This is a genomic window from Mesorhizobium sp. M0047 (assembly GCF_040323315.1).
Classification (GTDB): Bacteria; Pseudomonadota; Alphaproteobacteria; order Rhizobiales; family Rhizobiaceae; genus Mesorhizobium.
In genome coordinates this window covers 1-16,204 of the sequence record NZ_JAMYUW010000009.1, presented here as the reverse complement: position 1 = coordinate 16,204, position 16,204 = coordinate 1, and the positions used below count along the sequence as shown (strand labels likewise).

Genomic DNA, 16,204 nt, shown 5'->3' with positions numbered 1-16,204 from the left:
ATCTTGTTTTAGACGATCCCGGACGGATACAGCGCGCGCCGAGAACGTGGCTAATCTGTTGAACCAATCCGAAATAGTCTGACATTGTCTATGAGACGTGTGCCGCCGAGCCAGGCGGCGGCAAGCAACCGTGCCGGTCGATCGAGGCTTGTCATCGGGTGCAGATCTGCCTCCTCGCGAAGTTCCAGGTATTCGACCTCGCGATAGCCTGCAGCCAGAATTGCTGCGCGAGATTCTGCAAGCGTTGGCAGGACGGGTGAGCCGCGCCCAAGCCACTCAGCCGTCTTGAGCAGGACCGATGATAGCTTGGGAGCAACAGCGCGTTGCGCTGGCGAGAGCCGCACATTGCGCGATGATAGCGCAAGACCGTCGGCTTCACGGACTGTCGGACAGGCAACAATGGTGATTGGAATATCCAGATCCCGGGCCATGCGCCTGACCAGGTGAACTTGCTGAAAGTCCTTTTCGCCAAAGAAGCCGAAGTCAGCGCTGGTCTGCAGGAAGAGCTTGGCGACGACGGTCGCCACGCCATCGAAATGTCCCGGCCGGAAGGCACCGCACAGGCCCTCGCTTACACCGGACACCGAAACGGTGGTGGCGAAGCCCGCCGGATACATCTCCTCTGCATCTGGCGCATAAAGCAGGTGCGCTCTAAGCGGTGCCAGCTTGGCGGCATCCTCGTCCTCGGTGCGCGGATACGCGGCAAGATCGGCCTGGCTGTTGAATTGCTTCGGGTTTACGAAGAGCGTCACGATCACACGGTCTGCCTTCTCGAGTGCAGCGCGCACCAGGCTGAGATGGCCCTCATGCAGGACGCCCATGGTTGGCACCACGGCAATCCTCACGCCCTCGCGGCGCCATGCGGCGACGATTTCGCGAAGCTGGTCAACGCTCCTGACGATCGGCACGCTCACGCTGCTTCTCCGCTCTTGGTGGCTTGCGTGCCGGCGTGCTTGGGCGCATCGGCAAACACGTGCTCGGCGGCCGGAAACTGGCGCTCCTTCACCTCGTGCGCATAGGAAGCGATCGCAGCCGCAGCCGCCTCCCCCAGTTCAGCATAGCGCTTGACGAATTTGGGTCGGAAGTCGCCGAAGAGGCCCAGCATGTCGTCGACGACGAGAATCTGGCCGTCACAGGCTGCCGAGGCACCGATGCCAATGGTCGGGGCCGCCACCTCCCCGGTGATCCGGCGGGCGAGCGCTTCAGGAACCTTCTCCAGGACGACCGCAAAGGCGCCCGCTTCGCTCACTGCAATTGCGTCGCGCCTGATGCGCTCGGCATCCCCGCCCCTGCCCTGCACGCGGTAGCCACCGATGGTGTTGATGGCCTGCGGCGTCAAGCCGACATGAGCCATGACGGGCACACCGCGTGCGGCGAGAAAGCCGATCGTCTCTGCCATCGTTTCGCCGCCTTCGAGCTTGACGGCCGTGCAGCCGGTCTCCGACATGACGCGCGCAGCATTTCGGAAAGCCTGCTCTGGGCTTTCCTCGTAGGAACCGAACGGCAGGTCGACCACCATCAGCGCCTGCTTGATGCCACGGCGCACCGCCTGGCCGTGCGTGATCATCATCTCCAGCGTGACACCGAGCGTCGAGGGCAGGCCGTGGAGAACCATGCCGACGCTGTCGCCGACGAGCACCACATCACAATGGGGATCGACAAGCCGGGCGACTGGGGTGGTGTAGGCGGTAAGGCAGACGAGCGGCGTCCCACCTTTGCGCGAACGAATATCCGGCGGTGTGATCGCCTTGGTGTCACCAAACGCGCTCAATGGATCCTCCTTCCCCTACGTTACCAACCGCGGGTGTCGCCTTTGGCACATTTTTGTGCAGGTGCGAAGAGCTAAAAATGCCCGTGCAGCTGTGGGGTGTTGACGTGCCGACAGGCGCGCTTACACTAAATCGATTAAGGTCCCCCGAGCTGGCCAACTAATTCGCGAACATGGACGATCAGGCAATACGACTCAGGAAAGACAGAGCCGCCTTCAAGGCCGACGACGTCAAAGTGGACCTGATCGCCCTTGTCGTCGCCGTAAACGACAGTGAACCCTGTGTCCTCACCATCGGCCAGGCAGACACCTTGCCCTCCGGTCCCTTTGCGCTTGAGCACCGATCGCTGCAATCCGGCTTGAGGGGGTGGGTCGAGCAGCAGACCGGCCATCGGCTGGGGTACATTGAGCAACTTTACACGTTCGCTGATCGGGATCGCATCGGCGCCGAGCGCCAGCAGCGCGTCATCTCCATCAGCTATCTTGCATTGACCCGCAAGGAACAGGCAGCGGGCTCGCCCAAGTGCGGATGGCAGAGTTGGTATGAATATTTTCCATGGGAGGACCACCGCTCCGGCACGCCTCCGGTCGTGCTGGACGTTCTGCGACCACGCCTGATTGAATGGGCAAACGGCGTCCGCGATGCGGCCACGCGACGTGAACGCTGGCAGCGGGCGACGATAGCCTTTGGCTTCGACGACCGCCTTTGGAACGAGGAACTCACGCTGCAACGCTATGAGTTAGTCTACGAAGCAGGCCTGGTCCAAGAGGCCGTAAGAGGGCGGGACGCGGCGCCCCCTCCGCTGGTGCCCAGCAAGTCCATGGTCGCCGATCATCGCCGCATCGTGGCGACCGGCATTGCGCGGCTGCGCTCCAAGATCAAATACCGGCCGGTCGTCTTCGAGCTGATGCCGCCGGTCTTCACGCTTTTGCAGCTGCAGCGAACCGTGGAGGCGCTCGCCGGCAGGCTCATCCACAAGCCGAACTTTCGCCGACTGATCGAACAGCAGGAGCTGGTCGAGGAGACCGGAGAGGCCACCACCGAGACCGGCGGCCGGCCAGCGAAGCTTTTCCGTTTCCGCCACGCCGTTCTCGACGATAGGCTCATCGCCGGGACAAAATTGCCGCTGGCGCGGGGTTGACATCCCTTATACTCACAGCAAGTATATGCTGGTTATTTTCAATTAGAGTATAAGCGGGAGGGGGTCGATGAGCGCCATGCTGCCTACGGCCGCGTTGCTCTACGAGCACGTCCGACGAGTGATCCCGCCGATCGAATGGCCGGCTTTCGCCGAGGATATCGAGGCGATCCTTGTACTGAAGCGCGAGCGCAACGCCATCATCCTGGCGCACAACTATCAGACGCCCGAGATCTTCCATTGCGTGGCCGACATCGTCGGCGACAGCTTGGCATTAGCCCGCACGGCTGCGACGATCGAGGCGCAAGTCATCGTGCTGGCCGGCGTCCATTTCATGGCCGAAACGGCCAAGCTCCTTAATCCGGACAAGACCGTGCTCATTCCGGATCTCCGCGCCGGTTGCTCGTTGGCGGAATCAATCACGGCAGAAGACGTGCGCTTGATGCGCCAGCGTTATCCCGGCGTTCCGATCATCACTTATGTAAACACGTCGGCCGAAGTGAAAGCCGAGTCGGATATCTGCTGTACATCCGGCAACGCCAAGGCGGTCGTCGAATCCCTGGGGGTTCTCCGGGTGATCATGTTGCCGGACGAATATCTGGCCCAGAATATCGCCGCCCAGACCGATGTGCAGATCATCGCCTGGAAAGGTCATTGCGAGGTGCATGAGCGCTTTACACCGGCCGACATCCGCGAGTTGCGCGAAAGCCATCCCGGCCTGGTCGTGCTCGCCCATCCCGAATGCCCGCCCGGCGTCGTGGCTGAAGCAGATTTTTCCGGCTCGACGGCTGCCATGTCCGACTATGTCGAAAGGCAAAGGCCGCCACGTGTCGTGCTGATGACGGAATGCTCGATGAGCGACAACGTCGCGTTAGCGCACCCAGAGGTCGAGTTCATCCGGCCCTGCAATTTGTGCCCGCACATGAAGCGGATCACGCTTGCCAACATCCGCACGGCGCTCGAGCAGAACCACCATGTCGTAACCATCGAACCCGGGATCGCCGGGCGCGCGCGGCTTGCGGTCGAACGGATGCTGGCAGTTTGAGCGCCGACCTCCGCAGCTTCTTCGGGCGGCCGATCATCATCGGCGGCGGCATCGCCGGACTGATGACCGCGCTTCAACTGTCGCCGGAGCCGGTGCTTCTTCTGTCAAGGTCGCTGCTGGGAGCTGACAATTCGAGCACCTGGGCACAGGGGGGTCTGGCTGCAAGTTTCGGCGAAGACGACGATCCGGCAATGCACCTGGCCGATACGCTTGCCGCCGGGGATGGTCTCTGCGACAGAGACGTGGCGAGCCGCATCCTCCAAGCCGCGCCCAAGGCGATAGAGGGGCTTGCGGGCTTTGGGGTTCCCTTTGACCGCACGCCGAAAGGATCACTGTGCCTCGGATTGGAGGCCGCACACAGCCGACGTCGCATCGTTCATGCGCATGGGGACGGCACCGGGCGTGAGATCATGCGTGCCCTGATCACGGCTGTGCGTTCCACTCCGTCGATAGTTGTCGTGGAGGGCGTGGAAGCACGCCGGCTGGCCGTGCGAGAGAATGCGATCCGAGGCGTCTGGGCGAGCTGTTCGATCGGACCTTTCTTCTTCGGCTCACGGCGGGTCGTCCTCGCCACCGGTGGCATCGGGGGACTGTTTCTCGACACCACGAACCCTTGGGGCAGTTGCGGACAAGGCCTTGCGCTTGCGGCCCGCGCTGGAGCTGTCCTAGCCGACCTCGAATTCATCCAGTTCCACCCGACCGCCCTTGACGGCCCAGAACGCCCTATGGCGCTGGTCAGCGAGGCTGTGCGAGGCGAAGGTGCTGCCCTGATCGATGAAACCGGCCAGGCTTTTCTCCAGAGCGTGCCCGGGGCGGAACTTGCGCCTCGCGATGTCTTGGCCCGCGCCGTGTGGAACCATCTTGCGGACGGCCACCATGTTTTTCTCGATGCCCGACAACGGCCAGGCCCGGCATTCGCTCGACATTTCCCGACAATCGCATCAGCCTGTCGTGGAGCGGGCATCAATCCCGCGCGCGATCTCATCCCCATTCGTCCGGCCCAACACTACCATATGGGTGGCGTTGCCGTGGACAGCTTTGGCAGGACCTCCGTCGAGGGGCTGTGGGCCTGCGGCGAAGTCGCTTCGACAGGACTGCATGGCGCCAACAGGCTCGCCAGCAATTCCTTGACCGAGGCAATCGTGTGCGCCCGCTGGGTCGCTGAAAGTGTCGCCGGAACGCCTGCTCGCAGAACAAGACCTGCGTTTGCGAACGTTTACCCACCGCCCGCTCCGATACCCGTGCGTGTTTTCCTGTCGCGCGCTCTCGGCATCGTCCGGGACGGTGAAGGGTTGAAAGCAGCCGCGCGTGCCTTATTGCCGCTCGCCGAAAGCAAGGACGGGGTCTCGGATCCGGCGGCTGTCGGGCTAATGATCGCGGTTGCCGCCTTGTTGCGCGAAGAAAGCCGCGGCGCTCACTACCGGACAGATTTTCCTCATCATGCGACTGCCGCCCGACGGTCCGAAATCACCCTCGAAGCCGCCTTGGCGGCTGCGCGGGAACTCGGACACTCGCCAAGCTCCGAAGGTGCAAAGTGATGATGCTCTCACCGCTCCCCACGGTCCTGCTTGAGCCGCTTGTACGGGCATCTCTTCTTGAAGACCTTGGCAGAGCCGGCGACTTGACCACGAACGCCATCGTCCCGAAGGAATACCAAGCGGGAACCGTGTTCGTGGCGCGACAGTCCGGAGTTGTCGCCGGCATCGATCTGGCGATGCTCGCTTTCGGCTTGATTGATCCTGGTGTCGAAATCTCCGTGGAGCGGGCAGACGGCTGCAATGTCGTGGATGGAGAGGTCATTGCATCAGTGGTTGGCCCGGCCCGGGCCATTCTCACAGCCGAAAGGACGGCACTCAATTTTTTGTGCCATCTGAGCGGCATCGCCACAGCAACGGCATCGATCGTCGCTGCGGTTCGTGGATATGGCGCGAAGATCGTCTGCACCCGCAAGACGACGCCCGGATTGCGGGCAGTCGAAAAATATGCCGTGCGCGCAGGTGGCGGGTCCAATCACCGCTTCGGCCTGGACGATGCAATTTTGATCAAGGACAACCACATCGCCATCGCAGGCGGCGTCCGCCCAGCGCTCGAGCGAGCACGAAGAGCGGCCGGTCATCTCGTCAAGATCGAAGTCGAGGTCGATACTCTGGCCCAGTTGGAGGAGGTACTTGGCTTCGCTCCCGATGCGGTTCTGCTCGACAACATGTCCCTCCCCGATCTTCGCCGCGCCGTCGCAATCGTCGGTGGCCGCGCTATCACCGAGGCTTCTGGCGGGATCACGTCCCATACAGCGCGAGCGGTTGCCGCGACCGGCGTTGATCTGATTTCGGTCGGCCGACTCATCCACAGCGCGCCGATCCTGGATATCGGCCTCGACCATCGGGGCTCATGATTGTCTGAGTAACGAACAGGATTTGGTCAACTGTCCTCTCCGATCGTCGACAGTCAGATAGCAAGACCCCGCAAGACAGACCGGAGGAACAGCATGGACATGCAAACGGCAAGTTCAACGCAGACATCGCCACAGGCTCAATCCCCTGACACTGGAGCGTGGACCCTGGAAAAGGCTCAGGCACTTTACCATGCCCCCTTCAACAATCTCCTCTTCCTGGCGCAGACCGTGCACCGCCAGAATTTCGATCCAAACAAGGTCCAGCTCAGCCGGCTGCTCAGCATCAAGACGGGCGGATGCCCGGAGGATTGCGGCTATTGCAGCCAGTCGGCGCATCACGAGACCGGCCTGAAGGCGTCGAAGCTGATGGAGGTCAGGCGCGTCGTCGCCGAGGCGAAGAAAGCGCGTGACGCCGGCGCCACGCGTTATTGCATGGGAGCCGCCTGGCGGAACCCCAAAGCGCGCGACATGGATGCGATGGTGGCGATGGTCGAGGGCGTCAAGGCGCTGGGCATGGAGACCTGCATGACGCTGGGCATGCTCGATCTTGAGCAAGCCGCTCGTCTGAAGCAGGCGGGTCTCGACTATTACAACCACAACATCGATACGTCGGAACGCTACTACAGCGAGGTCATCAGCACGCGGAGTTTCGCCGAGCGGCTCGAGACACTCGAGCACGTTCGCCAATCTGGCATCAAGGTCTGCTGCGGCGGCATTATCGGCATGGGCGAGGAGCCGGTGGACCGGATCGACATGCTGGTGACGCTGGCCAATCTGCCGGAACATCCGCAAAGCGTTCCGATCAACATGCTGATTCCGATCGCCGGCACGCCGCTTGCCGATGCCAAGCCCATTGAGCCGATCGAATTCGTGCGCGTGATCGCGCTGGCGCGCATCATGATGCCGAAATCGCATATCCGTCTCTCCGCCGGCCGTATGGCCATGACCGACGAGATGCAGGCGCTGTGCTTTTTTGCCGGCGCCAACTCGATTTTCGTCGGCGACACGCTGCTGACGGCGGACAATCCCGGTGAGGACAAGGATACCCTGCTGTTCCGGCGCCTTGGCATCGAGCCGATGGGACTCGAAGCGCAATGAACGGGGCGCCGCTTGCCAGTTATGATGCGACCTTGAAGAGGCTGGCGCGCAAGGACCGGCTGCGGACGCTTTCGCCCCGCGCCGGGCTGGACTTCTCGTCGAACGACTATCTCGGGCTGGCCTCGTCCAGGAGACTTGGCGATGCTGTTGTGACGGCGATTGCGCGGGGCACGCCGGTTGGCGCCACCGGGTCGCGGCTGTTGCGCGGCAATGCACCGGAACACGAGCAGCTCGAGGCAGACGCGGCGGCATTCTTTGGAGCCGACCGCGCGCTGTTCTTCGGCAGCGGCTACATCGCCAACTTCGCTCTGCTAAGTGCCCTGCCGCAGAAGGGCGATCTTTTGGTTCTCGATGAGCTCGCCCATGCCAGCATGCATGAGGGTGCGCAGGCCGGGCGCGCACAGTTCGTGCTGGCCGCGCACAACGATGCCACCGCTGTTGAGGATGCGATCACACGTTGGCGGGCCGCAGGCGGCATGGGATGCGTCTGGATCGCGGTGGAAAGCCTTTACAGCATGGATGGCGACTGCGCGCCTTTGGAGAGCCTGGTCGCGCTTGCCGATCGGCACGGCGCATTCATCGTCATTGACGAGGCGCATTCGACCGGCGTCTGGGGACCGGAGGGCCGGGGGCTTGCCGCCGCTTTCGAGGGCCGCGACAACATCGTCGCGCTCCACACCTGCGGCAAGGCGCTCGGCGCATCTGGTGGGCTCGTGACCGGGCCGAGGACACTGTGCGAGTATCTGATCAACCGTTGCCGGCCATTCATCTACGCGACCGCGCCATCGCCACTGATGGCGGTCGTGGCGCGCGAGGCACTCGCAATGCTCGCCGACGAGCCTATGCGGCGTGTTCAGCTGCATGAACGCGTCGCCAGCGCCGGCCAGTTGGTCAATCGCTGGGGTGTGACACCAAGTGGCTCGCAGATCCAGCCCTTAGTAATCGGCGATGTCAGGCGCACCATGGCAGTGGCGGCGCGCCTGCAGGCCCGCGGCTTCGACATACGCGGTATTCGTCCTCCGACCGTGCCCGAGGGCACGTCGCGGCTGCGCATCTCACTGACGCTCAATATTGGCGAAGCCGACATTTCCGCCATGGTCGAGGCGCTGGTCGAGGTGTTGGCCCAAACATCACCGGAGGCGATATGACCCAACGCATCGTCATCACCGGAACGGATACCGGAGTTGGCAAGACCGTGTTTGCGGCTGGGCTCGCCGGTCTGCTCGACGGCTTTTACTGGAAACCGGTGCAATCGGGCCTCGACGGCGAGACCGACAGCGAGGTGGTCGCGCGGCTTGCCGGCTTGCCCTCAGAGCGCGTGCTGCCCGAAGCCTACCGCTTGCGGAGCCCGCTGTCGCCGCATCGTTCGGCCGAGATCGACAGCGTCGCGATCAAGGCTGACGATCTTAACTTTCCCGTCCTACCGACGCCGCTCGTCATCGAAGGCTCCGGCGGCCTGATGGTGCCGCTCAACCGGCGCACAAAGTTCATCGACATCTTCGCTGAATGGCGGCTGCCCGTTATTCTGTGCGCCCGCACCACGCTCGGCACCATCAACCACACCTTGCTCTCGGTCGAGGCGCTCCGCGCCCGCTCCATCCCGTTGGCGGGCATCGCTTTCATCGGCGATGAGATGGCCGATACGCAACGGACCATCGTGGAATTCAGCGGTGCGCCGCAGCTCGGCAGGCTGCCGCACCTCGATGTGCTGACGGGCAAAACACTGAGGGACGCAATGATTGCCGGCTTCGCCTTCGCCTCGATTACTGGAGGTGACTGATGTCGCAGTCCCATGTCTGGCATCCCTTCACCCAGCACGCGCTCGAGCCTGCGATCCCAGAAATCGTTTGGACTGAAGGCGCCTATCTCCGCAGGGCCGACGGCGCCCGCATCCTGGACGCCATCTCCTCCTGGTGGGTCGTCACACATGGCCACCGCCCTCCCCGCATCATGAAGGCAATCGAGACAACCGCGTCGAGCCTCGACCAGATTATCTTTGCGGGCTTCACGCACGAGCCGGCAGAGCGCTTGGCCAAGGCGCTTGTCGGCCTCGCTCCCGCTGGACTCGACTGGGTGTTCTATTCCGACAGTGGCTCGACCTCGGTCGAAGTAGCGCTGAAGATGGCACTCAGTTCTTTCCGCAACATCGGCGCCCCACGCTCGCGCATCGTCGTCATGGATCACAGCTATCATGGCGACACGATCGGCACGATGAGCGTCGGTGCGCGTGGCGTGTTCAACGCCGCCTACGAACCCTTGCTGTTCGAGGTCGACACCATCCCCTTTCCGGCAGCGGGGCGCGAGCAGGAGACGCTGGATCGTTTAGAGGCTGTGACCCGCGATCGACGAGCCGCAGCCTTAATCGTCGAGCCGCTGGTGCTGGGCGCCGGCGGCATGCTGATGTATCCGGCTTCAGTTCTGGCCGAATTGAAGAAGATCACTGAGGCCTCCGGCACGCTGCTGATCGCCGACGAAGTGATGACCGGCTGGGGGCGGACCGGAACCATGTTCGCCTGCGAGCAGGCATCGATCTCTCCAGATATCCTGTGCACCTCGAAAGGCCTGACCGGCGGCGCCATCCCGCTGGCCGTAACGCTTGCCACCGATGCCATCTTCCAGGCTCATTATTCCGAGGACCGGAAGAAGACGTTTTTCCATTCGAGCTCCTACACTGCCAACCCGATTGCCTGCGCGGCAGCACTTGCCAATGTCGAGATCTGGCGGGACGAGCCGGTGGCCGAGCGCATTGCGGCCTTGAGCGCAATGCAGGCCACCGGGCTTCGACGCTTTCGCGACAACAGCTTCTTCACCGACTGCCGGGCGACCGGCACGATCGCGGCGCTCGACCTGCGAACCGGTTCCGCAGGTTATCTCGCCGAGATCGGACCGAAACTGCGCGCTTTCTTCCTCGAGCGAGGACTACTTGTGCGCCCGCTCGGCAATGTCCTCTACCTTCTGCCACCCTATTGCATCACCGGCGACGAGCTCGAGCGACTCTATGACGCCATTGAGGAGGCGGGCGAACGCTTCGGGTCCAGGCCATGAGCAAGTCGTCGCGCATTCTCGGGTTTGGCCATCATGCGCCTCGGCGAAAGGTGACGAATGCCGAAATCGAGAGCAATCTCGGTCTTGATCCAGGCTGGATCGAAAGGCGTACCGGGATACGGTCGCGCTTCTGGGCAACCGACGAAGACACGCTGTCTGGTCTTGCTACGCAGGCCGGCGACATGGCGCTGGCGAACGCCGGCATTGCGCGCCACGACATCGGTCTGCTGCTGCTTGCCACCTCGACGCCCGACCATCTTCTGCCGCCCAGCGCGCCGCTGGTCGCACACAAGCTTGGCCTTGGCCGCGCAGGCGCGGTGGATCTGACCGGCGCCTGCGCCGGCTTCATCTATGCGCTCATGTTTGCGGACGGATTTACCCGCCTGCACGGCAAAGCGAGCCTTATTATCGCCGCCAATATCCTCAGCCGCCGCATCAATCCAGCCGAGCGCGCAAGCTCGGTCCTGTTTGCCGATGCCGCCGGCGCCCTCGTGATCGGTCCCTGCGATGATGCTGATCGGGGCATTCTCGGTGCCGCGGTGGATTCGGACGGCTCGCGATACGGGCTGATCCAGATTCCCGCAGGAGGAAGCAACAAGCCGTTCCACGGTGACCTCGATCTCGCGCAAGCCCGAATGACAATGACCGACGGCCGCGAAGTGTTCGCAAAGGCCGTCGAGATGATGACCGATTGCTCGATAAGCGCGCTAGCCGCTGCCGGAGTGCGGCCACACGATGTCGGCCGGTTCGTGCCGCATCAGGCCAATACTCGGATTTTCGATGCGGTCGGGAGGAACCTCGGCATCGCGGACCAGGCAATTGTCAAGACGATTGCCGATTACGGCAACTCTTCGGCCGCGACGATCCCGCTGTCGCTCTCGCTCGCCAACCAGACGGAGCCATTCCAGCCTGGAGAGAAAATCCTTCTGGCGGCGGCGGGTGCGGGTCTCAGCGGCGGCGCTCTCGTGGTTGGAATCTAGCCGGCCGGCTCACGGGCGCACGACTGGTCATGAATGGCGATAGGGCAACAGAACCAATGCCAAAATGGCCTTCTGAAGCTCGACATGACCGAGCTGACGCAGCACGACGCGTGCGAGCCTCTGGATGAGTTCAAATGCATCACCCGTTGCACCAATCGTGCCATCCGAATACAGCTCAATTACTGAGGGTGAGCCGCCCCATATATGTCCGATACCCGACATTGTTCACATAAAAGGCTCGATGCTTACACGCTCTTTGCTCTCTTCTCTTTGCTGCCTGCTCTTTTTCTCTTTGCTCTTTGCTCTTCCGTCTTGACTAGCAGGAGCCTGCGGCTTATCTCATTGCCGCGTTAGCACTCGCTTCGGCTGAGTGCTAAGCACGCTCCGGCAACGGAGAACCGTTCAACATCCGCACCAAGGAAATCCAAAAATGGCAAAGTCGAATTTCCGGCCGCTGCATGACCGCGTGGTCGTACGCCGGGTCGAATCCGAATCCAAGACCGCCGGCGGGATCATCATCCCGGATACGGCGAAGGAAAAGCCGCAGGAAGGCGAGATCATCGCCGTCGGCTCCGGCGCTCGTGACGAAGCTGGCAAGCTGGTCCCGCTGGACGTCAAGGCCGGCGACCGCATCCTGTTCGGCAAGTGGTCGGGCACCGAAGTCAAGCTCAATGGCGAAGACCTTCTGATCATGAAGGAATCCGACATTATGGGCATCATCGGCTGACACGCCGGCGCCTTTCCTTCGCGATCAAATCTGAATTTCGGGCGAAATGCCCAGGAGTAAAAAAATGGCTGCCAAAGACGTAAAATTCTCCCGCGATGCCCGCGAGCGCATGCTTCACGGCATCAACATCCTCGCCGACGCGGTGAAGGTCACGCTCGGTCCCAAGGGCCGCAACGTCGTCATCGACAAGTCGTTCGGCGCACCGCGCATCACCAAGGACGGGGTCACCGTCGCCAAGGAAATCGAACTTTCCGACAAGTTCGAAAACATGGGCGCGCAGATGATCCGCGAAGTTGCTTCGAAGACCAACGACATCGCCGGTGACGGCACCACAACCGCGACCGTTCTGGCGCAGTCGATCGTCCAGGAAGGCAACAAGGCCGTTGCCGCCGGCATGAACCCGATGGACCTGAAGCGCGGCATCGATCTGGCCGTGACCGAAGTCGTCGCGGCGCTCGGCAAGGCTGCCAAGAAGATCAAGACCTCCGAGGAAGTCGCCCAGGTCGGCACGATCGCCGGCAATGGCGACGAGTCGGTCGGCAAGATGATCGCCGAAGCGATGCAGAAGGTCGGCAACGAAGGCGTCATCACGGTTGAGGAAGCCAAGACCGCCGAGACTGAACTCGAGGTCGTCGAAGGCATGCAGTTCGACCGCGGCTATCTCTCGCCGTACTTCGTCACCAACGCCGACAAGATGGTTGCCGAGCTCGAGGACGTCTACATCCTCCTGCACGAGAAGAAACTCTCCAACCTGCAGGCGATGCTGCCGGTCCTCGAAGCCGTCGTGCAGACCTCGAAGCCGCTGCTCATCATCTCGGAAGACGTCGAAGGCGAGGCGCTCGCCACGCTGGTCGTCAACAAGCTGCGTGGCGGCCTTAAGATCGCCGCCGTCAAGGCGCCGGGCTTCGGTGATCGCCGCAAGGCCATGCTGGAAGACATCGCCATCCTCACCGGTGGCCAGGTCATCTCCGAAGACCTCGGCATCAAGCTCGAGAACGTCGGCCTCAACATGCTCGGCCGCGCCAAGAAGGTGTCGATCTCCAAGGAGAACACCACCATCGTCGACGGCGCCGGCAAGAAGGCCGAGATCCAGGGCCGCGTCGCCCAGATCAAGCAGCAGATCGAAGAGACCACCTCGGATTACGACAAGGAGAAGCTGCAGGAACGTCTGGCCAAGCTCGCGGGCGGCGTTGCGGTGATCCGCGTCGGCGGCGCGACGGAAGTCGAAGTCAAGGAAAAGAAGGACCGCGTCGATGACGCCCTCAACGCCACCCGCGCGGCCGTGGAAGAAGGCATCGTTGCTGGCGGTGGCGTTGCCCTGCTGCGCGCTTCGGCCGACATCAAGGTCACCGGCGTCAATGCCGACCAGGCCGCCGGCATCAACATCGTGCGTCGTGCGCTGCAGGCTCCGGCCCGCCAGATCGCGGCCAACGCCGGTGCGGAAGCATCGATCGTTGCCGGCAAGATCCTTGAGAACAAGGGCGCGACCTTCGGCTACAACGCCCAGACCGGCGAATATGGCGACATGATCGCCATGGGGATCGTCGATCCGGTCAAGGTCGTGCGCACTGCCCTCCAGGACGCGGCCTCGGTCGCCGGCCTGCTCGTCACCACCGAAGCCATGATCGCGGAGGCTCCGAAGAAGGAGTCGGCTGGCGGCGGCATGCCTGGCGGCATGGGCGGCGGCGGTATGGGCGGCATGGGCGGCATGGGCGGCATGGATTTCTAATCCAGCCCCTATCAACCTACAGCGGAAAGGGCGGCAGCAATGCCGCCCTTTCCTTGTGTGCCGAACATGATCGACAACTTGGAGTGCGTCCCGAGGATCTCGTTCGAGCCTCACCGCATGGTCGAGAATTAGGATCTTGTCCGATCGAGCAATTCGCGGGCTCAACCTGGTCAAACCGGCGCCCCCTACGAACTGCCCGATCCTTGAGGATTCCGCTGCGCGACAATCACGATGATTCATTCAGTTGGTAGCTATAGGCGCTGAATCATGAGGGGCATTGAGGAGCGTGGCAAGGCGCCCATCTCGGCATTTAACCCATGTATGGATGGCTCCTGCGGGTCAAGGGTATCGGATCGGGTTTGGTGAACAGGTCGGTTGCGGCCATGTATACGGCGTCTGAATGTGCAACGGGATCGCTGCGCGCCCTGATGAATATCCGCTTGGAGAACAGGTCCCACTCAATCGAGCGCGCTCGAGGCGCTTCGGATTAATCGGGGTGTCCTGGTTCTTCGTCTCCGTTTGTTCGCCATCACCTCACTTTGCCCTGACCATTCCGAGAGCCTGTCAGGCTGACTGCGGCTCGTAACGCGATCCGTCCCTCAGGACGGCGAATATTGTTCGTGCCATGCGATGCGCCAAAGCGACGGCGACGATCTTCGTCTTCTTTCGCATCAGCATGCCCGATAGCCAGTCCGAGCTCGGCTCGCGCTTGAGTCTGCATCTGAGCATGATCTGCGCCATGGCGCCCAGATACAGCAAGCGTCGGATATAACGATTGCCCATCTTCGAGATCCGGCCCACCCTCTGCTTGCCTCCGGTGGAGTGCGGCTTGGGAGTGAGGCCGAGCCAGGCGGCATAGTCCCTTGCGCTGCCGAAATTGTCGACATCCGGCGTCGTCGCCGCGATGATCGTCGCCGACAGCATCCCCACACCTGGGATTGTGGCTAGACGCTGGCTTGTCTCGCTTTGCGCGTAGGTCTCTTCGAGCTCGTCGGTCAGCCGCTCGATCCGCTTGTCCGTCTCGGCCAACTGATCGAAGAGCAAACTCACAGGCATTCGAGCTACTTCCGGCAGTTGATCCAGTTGATCCTTCAGTCGATTGACGTTCTGCGCGCCCTTCGCCGCGATGACGCCGAACTCCGTCATGTGGGCCCGGATCGCGTTGCCGATCTGCGTGCGCTGGCGAACCAGAAAGTCTCGCGTGCGGTGAAGAACCAGAACCGACGAGCAGGCTTCGCTCTTGATGGCGACAAACCGCATGGAGGGGCGTGTCACGGCTTCACAGATGGCGGCCGCATCCGCAGCATCCGTCTTCCCGCGCTTCACGTAAGGCTTCACATAGGAGGGCGGCATCAGCCGGACGTCGTGCCCCATCTCCAGAAGCCTGCGCCCCCAATCGTGAGAACCTGCGCAAGCCTCCATGCCGATCAGGCATCGTGGACGCTTCTGGAAAAACACCAGCAACTGGCTGCGGCGAAGCTGACGGCGTACGAGAACCCGACCGTTCCCATCGACACCATGGATCTGGAAGACACTCTTTGCGAGGTCGATGCCAACTGTGGCAAGTTCTGACATGGATGGCTCCTTTGCTCGGGACGACAACATCCCAACTATGGCGCAATGCGACGCCGGGAGCAGGAGCCATCCACACCATCAATCGAGCGTGATATCAGGGACAATTCTCTCATCGGACCGGCGGCTGGCGTTGAAGGACCCGGTGAATCATCCTGTTCTATAGTGGAGCAGACGCGGTCTGAGCCTCAAGATCAAGCGTTTCCTCCTCTGAGTATCCTTGATCTGCCGCTGGACATTCTCGTTGATATTGCTGAGCGGCTCAGCCCGATGGATCTGCTGAGGATGTCGCACACAAATCAAGAGCTGCGTGTCGCCGCGATGATAGTCGCAACGCCTCAAGAAAGGCGGATCCAGGTTCAGGCCATCTGTGGCAGCCCTTGCAACCGGGCTCCAGCAGCGTCTCGTCGTCGTGGCCGAGAGGCCTCGTGACCCCGACGACTGCGCTTCGGCCTTGTGGGGCCTCGGAGCGGGCGTGGCAGCGCTTGCACGAGAGCTCCAGCGGCGTCTCATCCTCCTCGCCGAAGGGCTTGAGCCCAGGTCTCAGACCATTGCCCTGGAGGGCATCGGAGCAGGCGTGGGTGGCCTTGCGCCCAACCTCCAGCGACGTGTCTGCGGATTTCGCTAAATTGGGACAGCCGTTTCAGTAAATCGCGGACAAGCGTTTCGCTAAGTCGCGGACAACGGAAGCGATCGAGTTCCGGTTGCC

14 protein-coding genes are annotated in these 16,204 nt (G+C 62.3%); 11 read left to right on the top strand and 3 right to left on the bottom strand.

The window, feature by feature from the left end; all coding sequences use genetic code 11:
• Positions 1-50: 50 nt before the first annotated feature.
• The gene (panC, locus tag NKJ89_RS10690) at positions 51-914 is read right to left on the bottom strand and encodes a pantoate--beta-alanine ligase (protein WP_352550894.1); all 864 of its coding nucleotides are present in this window, start codon (positions 912-914) and stop codon (positions 51-53) included.
• Positions 911-1,771, bottom strand: a complete 861-nt coding sequence (panB, locus tag NKJ89_RS10685) for a 3-methyl-2-oxobutanoate hydroxymethyltransferase (RefSeq protein WP_352550896.1) — start codon at positions 1,769-1,771, stop codon at positions 911-913. The genes panC and panB overlap by 4 nt, the downstream gene beginning before the upstream one ends.
• Positions 1,772-1,941: 170 nt before the next feature.
• Between panB and NKJ89_RS10680 the strand changes: the two genes are divergently transcribed.
• The 11 genes from NKJ89_RS10680 (at position 1,942) to groL (ending at position 13,923) form a co-directional block, all read left to right on the top strand.
• Complete coding sequence (locus NKJ89_RS10680) at positions 1,942-2,910, top strand: NUDIX hydrolase (protein WP_352550898.1); 969 nt, start codon at positions 1,942-1,944, stop codon at positions 2,908-2,910.
• A gap of 67 nt (positions 2,911-2,977) precedes the next feature.
• Positions 2,978-3,952, top strand: coding sequence for a quinolinate synthase NadA (gene nadA, locus NKJ89_RS10675; RefSeq protein WP_352602235.1), 975 nt, complete (start codon positions 2,978-2,980; stop codon positions 3,950-3,952).
• Positions 3,949-5,490 carry an L-aspartate oxidase gene (locus tag NKJ89_RS10670; RefSeq protein ID WP_352602233.1) on the top strand — a complete coding sequence of 514 codons (1,542 nt, stop codon included), beginning with the start codon at positions 3,949-3,951 and terminating at the stop codon, positions 5,488-5,490. The genes nadA and NKJ89_RS10670 overlap by 4 nt, the downstream gene beginning before the upstream one ends.
• Positions 5,490-6,344 (top strand): carboxylating nicotinate-nucleotide diphosphorylase, encoded by an 855-nt coding sequence (nadC, locus tag NKJ89_RS10665; RefSeq protein WP_352602231.1) that lies wholly within the window; start codon positions 5,490-5,492, stop codon positions 6,342-6,344. The genes NKJ89_RS10670 and nadC overlap by 1 nt, the downstream gene beginning before the upstream one ends.
• A gap of 99 nt (positions 6,345-6,443) precedes the next feature.
• Complete coding sequence (gene bioB, locus NKJ89_RS10660) at positions 6,444-7,442, top strand: biotin synthase BioB (RefSeq protein WP_352602439.1); 999 nt, start codon at positions 6,444-6,446, stop codon at positions 7,440-7,442.
• Entirely contained in the window at positions 7,439-8,590 is a 1,152-nt protein-coding gene (locus NKJ89_RS10655; RefSeq protein ID WP_352602229.1) for an 8-amino-7-oxononanoate synthase, read from the top strand. Before bioB ends, NKJ89_RS10655 begins: the two co-directional genes overlap by 4 nt.
• A complete protein-coding gene (gene bioD, locus NKJ89_RS10650) occupies positions 8,587-9,222 on the top strand; it encodes a dethiobiotin synthase (protein ID WP_352550907.1) in 636 nt (211 codons plus the stop codon). Before NKJ89_RS10655 ends, bioD begins: the two co-directional genes overlap by 4 nt.
• Positions 9,222-10,487, top strand: a complete 1,266-nt coding sequence (locus tag NKJ89_RS10645; RefSeq protein WP_352602227.1) for an adenosylmethionine--8-amino-7-oxononanoate transaminase — start codon at positions 9,222-9,224, stop codon at positions 10,485-10,487. Before bioD ends, NKJ89_RS10645 begins: the two co-directional genes overlap by 1 nt.
• A complete protein-coding gene (gene bioZ, locus NKJ89_RS10640; RefSeq protein WP_352602225.1) occupies positions 10,484-11,467 on the top strand; it encodes a 3-oxopimeloyl-[acyl-carrier-protein] synthase BioZ in 984 nt (327 codons plus the stop codon). Before NKJ89_RS10645 ends, bioZ begins: the two co-directional genes overlap by 4 nt.
• A 430-nt stretch (positions 11,468-11,897) precedes the next feature.
• Complete coding sequence (gene groES, locus NKJ89_RS10635) at positions 11,898-12,194, top strand: co-chaperone GroES (RefSeq protein ID WP_019863563.1); 297 nt, start codon at positions 11,898-11,900, stop codon at positions 12,192-12,194.
• Between the two features lie 64 nt (positions 12,195-12,258).
• The gene (gene groL, locus NKJ89_RS10630; RefSeq protein ID WP_352565742.1) at positions 12,259-13,923 is read left to right on the top strand and encodes a chaperonin GroEL; all 1,665 of its coding nucleotides are present in this window, start codon (positions 12,259-12,261) and stop codon (positions 13,921-13,923) included.
• Positions 13,924-14,487: 564 nt separating this feature from the next.
• On the opposite strand, the gene NKJ89_RS10625 is transcribed toward groL, so the two are convergent.
• Positions 14,488-15,498: an IS110 family RNA-guided transposase gene (locus NKJ89_RS10625; RefSeq protein WP_023832783.1), complete on the bottom strand. Its 1,011-nt coding sequence runs from the start codon at positions 15,496-15,498 to the stop codon at positions 14,488-14,490.
• Between the last annotated feature and the right edge of the window lie 706 nt (positions 15,499-16,204).